This window comes from Streptomyces xingningensis (assembly GCF_054957865.1).
The window spans coordinates 1-3,496 of the sequence record NZ_JBDJPF010000141.1; the positions used below are offsets into that span (position 1 = coordinate 1).

Genomic DNA, 3,496 nt, shown 5'->3' on the forward strand with positions numbered 1-3,496 from the left:
TTCTGTGGAATCTGATTTGTCAAGTAGCTCAGCCTTTGCCCTGGTTGACGGCAACGATCGGCAAGAGCGTCGCGGTCGCCGGGACGCCGATCTCTCGGGGTGTCGTCCCGGCTGGCGTGGGGACATCGACCAGCCGTTCCAGCAGCTGGTCGAGTGCGGTCTGGCCGTCGTCGACGGCGGCGCGTTCCTCGTCGCTGAGCGGGACGCTCGCCAGCATGCGCTGGAGGTTGTCCTTGGCCTCCAGGAGCTGGCCCTTGCTGGAGTCCTTCGGTGTGTAGAAGTCGCAGCGAGCGCAGGCCATGCGGTGCGGGCACTGCTCGAAGAACGTGTAGGTGCAGAATCCGTGACCGAGGTCGTAGTACTGCCAGGGCTCGCCCGAGGCGGCGGCCCCGGAGGTGACCGCGTCCCGGTCGACCAGGACCTCGATGGTGCGGACGTTGCGTTCGAAGTATCCGGCGTCGTTGTAGGCCCTGGCCAGCGTGTTTGGGGTGATCTTGGCGTAGTGCTGAGTCGACTCCGGGCTCCGGTGACCGAGCCAGGCTTGCAGCTCGAACAGCGTCATCGGCTCCTTGGCGTTGTAGAGCTGGCTGGCGATCGTGGAGCGGGCCCGGTGGCTGGTGATGTTGCCCCGGACATCGGCGGTCGGGACGCCGGCCTTCTGGCAGAGCGACGGGATGATCGTCCCGTTGACGTAGGTCTTGGCGACCCGGCGGGCCCTCATCGCGAAGAGGAGATCGACGTGTTCGCCGGTCTTGCGGTCCAGCATCTTCGGCTGTTGCGGCCGCAGTTCCTGCCATGCCTCGATCGCCTTGCCCAGCAGAGGGTCGACGGGCTTGGTGAACGACGTGCCGGTCTTGTGGGTGGGGACGTCCAGCAGGCAGACGGCGTCTCGTGCCAGTACCTCGTCGGAGTCACCGGGGATCGGGAACCCCTCGTGCTGCCAGCGGACACAGCCCACGCGAAGTCGCGCGATCTCGTCACTGCGCAGGCCGCTGAACAGCCAGGTCAGGGATAGCACCCGGAGGAGCTCGAACGGATAGCGCAGGCTGTTGAGTCTGGTCGGTAGATCATCGGGGCCGATGTTGAGCCCGGCCCACAGCAGTTTGGCCCAGATGTCGTCGGCTATCACCCGCGGGTCGGGGCCGAGCATTGCCGCGATGGTTCGGGGCGTGGACAGCGCGCGTACGGGGTCGAACCGTCGGGGTATCCACTCCCATTCCTGCAGGTCGCGGAAGAAAGCGCGGGTCGCGGTGAGGTAGCCCGACTTGCTGTGCGGTGTAATCGGCTGACCTGCCCGCTTCTCGTGACTGGCGACTCGTTGGACGTAGTCCCCGACGCGGAGTTTGTCCACCGCGGCGACCCAGGCCGCGCAGGTCTGGCGGGTCCACTGGGTCGGCTCCGTGATCTCGGGATGTTCGGCGGCGAGCCACCGTCCGATCTTCGACAGCAGGGAGCGGTGGTTGTCTCGAACCTTGCGCGACAACGTGCTGGTGGAGTGCCAGCGTTCGATCCATTCGGCCCACGACTGGGCGGTCCCCTCGATCGCGGGCATCCGCCCGCGATACGGAGTCGGCGGCAGGGAGCAGTGCCCGAGCGCGGCCACGGCGCGCTGGATCCCGTAGAGGGCGCCGATGTAACGATCCGGCAGGTCGGGGTGCTGACGGATCCGGTCGAACGCCGCGGTCGTCAGGTCTTCGAGCATCGGGCTGCGGTTGAGCAGGAGGGTCTGACACAGGACCGGGGAGATCCGTGGGTCGATGCCGGCCTCGACCTGATAGCCCCAGCCGCGAAGCACCTGCGCAACCTGCTGTTGCGCGTCGTCGACCGGACGCTTGCCGAACACTCGCCAGGCCAGCGGCAGCCGTCGGAAGCTGCCCAGTTGGTCGAACTCGGTGAAGCCGCTGAGCAGGTAGGCGTATGCGGTCAGATACGGGCGCGCGGTTCCCTCGGCCCATCCTGGGGCGTTCGCGGTGAACTGCCGGGCGCTGGCGCCGATCAGCGCGAGCCAGTCCTCGGCTGACCAGGCCCAGACCGTCCGGCGGCGTGCAGCACAGCGCAGGAGAATCAGGGCGATGGCGTCGTCGACGCCGCGGCGGTAGCTGCCGTCATCCGGGCACCACAGCGATGCGCGCACGTCGTCGAGCGGGCGAAGCAGCCGCCGAACGGTCTTCCACTGCGGGGCCTGCGGATCGTGGCCGCCGGGGTAGCGGCGCAGATCCGTTCCCAGGGAGACAAGCGCCTCCCGCTCGTCACCGGTGAGTTCGGGGCGCCGGTCGTAGCGGCCCGGCTCAACCGGCCACGGCCAGGACAGCGGCGCGTCGGTCGTGGAGGCGGACGCGGCGGTCAGCGCGATCACTGCGAGACCGCCTCCTTCATGGGCTCGCCCAGGCGGGCCAGCATCTGCACCCGCCAGCCGTGGATCTGCTCCATGCCGCGGTTGAGCTTGTCAGCCAGGTCCCGGCCCGAGAGGTGGATGTAGGTGAGCGTGGAGTCGGTGTGGCGGTGGCCGGCGAAGGTAGCGATGGCGTGCAGTTCCCAGCCCATCCGGGCCAGGTCGGTCAAGCACAGGTGTCTCGTGGTGTGAGTGGAGAACCGCGGGACATCAGCGGCCAGCGAGATCCGGCGGATCACCTTCGACCAGGTCCACAAGCTCAGCGGCTCGGCGTGGTTGCGCCGGGATTCCGACAGGAACAGCGGTCCGCGTGCCCGGCTGATCCGGGCCCGGTGAGCGAGGTAGCCCGACAGCAGGACGCCGGTCGGCGCGGAGTACGGGACAACGCGCTCCAGCCGGTTCTTGGTCGTCTCAGCCCGCACCCGCAGGGTTCGGTGAGCCGGGTCGAGGTCGTCGGTCCGCAGGGAGCACAGCTCTTCGCGGCGCAGTGCGGCGTCGTAAGCGAGGGCGAGCATCACGCGGTTGCGGATCGGCTCCTCGGCAGCGACCGCGAGGACATCCATCCACTGCTGTTCGGTGGGAATCCAGGGCAGCTTCGTCAGCCTCGGCACGAGGCCGCGCTCGTGCCCGCCGCGTCGACGGCCGGGCGTGTAGCGGCCCCGTCCGACCGGGTTGGAATCGCGCTGCCCGTCCTCCATGAGGAAGTCGTAGAACAGCCGGACCGGCACCAGGCGCTGCTGAATGGTGGCGTTGGCCAGACCCGAGCCCGAGTCGATCGAGACCACGTTCGCACCCCGACGGCTCGGGCGTGAGGTCAACTCCCGTACGTAGACAGCGATATGGGCCCGGTTCGCGGTCAGCGGATCGACGTTCTCCCGCTCGCACATCTCCAGGTACTCGGCCAGACCTCGGGCATAGGCATCGATGGTCCGGGGCGCCCGCCCCAGGTCGGTCCACACCTGCAACCACCCGGCCGCCTGCTCGTGCCGGCCGAGCACCGGCCACTTCTCCTCCAGCACCACCGTGCCCAACGCATCTCCTCAGTCCGTGGTCGTACCGCAGGGAGATGATCTCCGCTGCGGTCAGATTCCACGTAACTGATAG

2 protein-coding genes are annotated in these 3,496 nt (G+C 68.3%); both read right to left on the reverse strand.

The features are described from left to right. Window positions 1–28: 28 nt before the first annotated feature. Window positions 29–2,356 (reverse strand): tyrosine-type recombinase/integrase, encoded by a 2,328-nt coding sequence (locus tag ABCR83_RS32420; protein WP_462698846.1) that lies wholly within the window; start codon window positions 2,354–2,356, stop codon window positions 29–31. Beyond that, on the reverse strand, window positions 2,353–3,414 hold the full coding sequence (locus ABCR83_RS32425; RefSeq protein ID WP_462698847.1) for a tyrosine-type recombinase/integrase: 1,062 nt from the start codon (window positions 3,412–3,414) through the stop codon (window positions 2,353–2,355). Before ABCR83_RS32425 ends, ABCR83_RS32420 begins: the two co-directional genes overlap by 4 nt. Window positions 3,415–3,496: the final 82 nt, after the last annotated feature.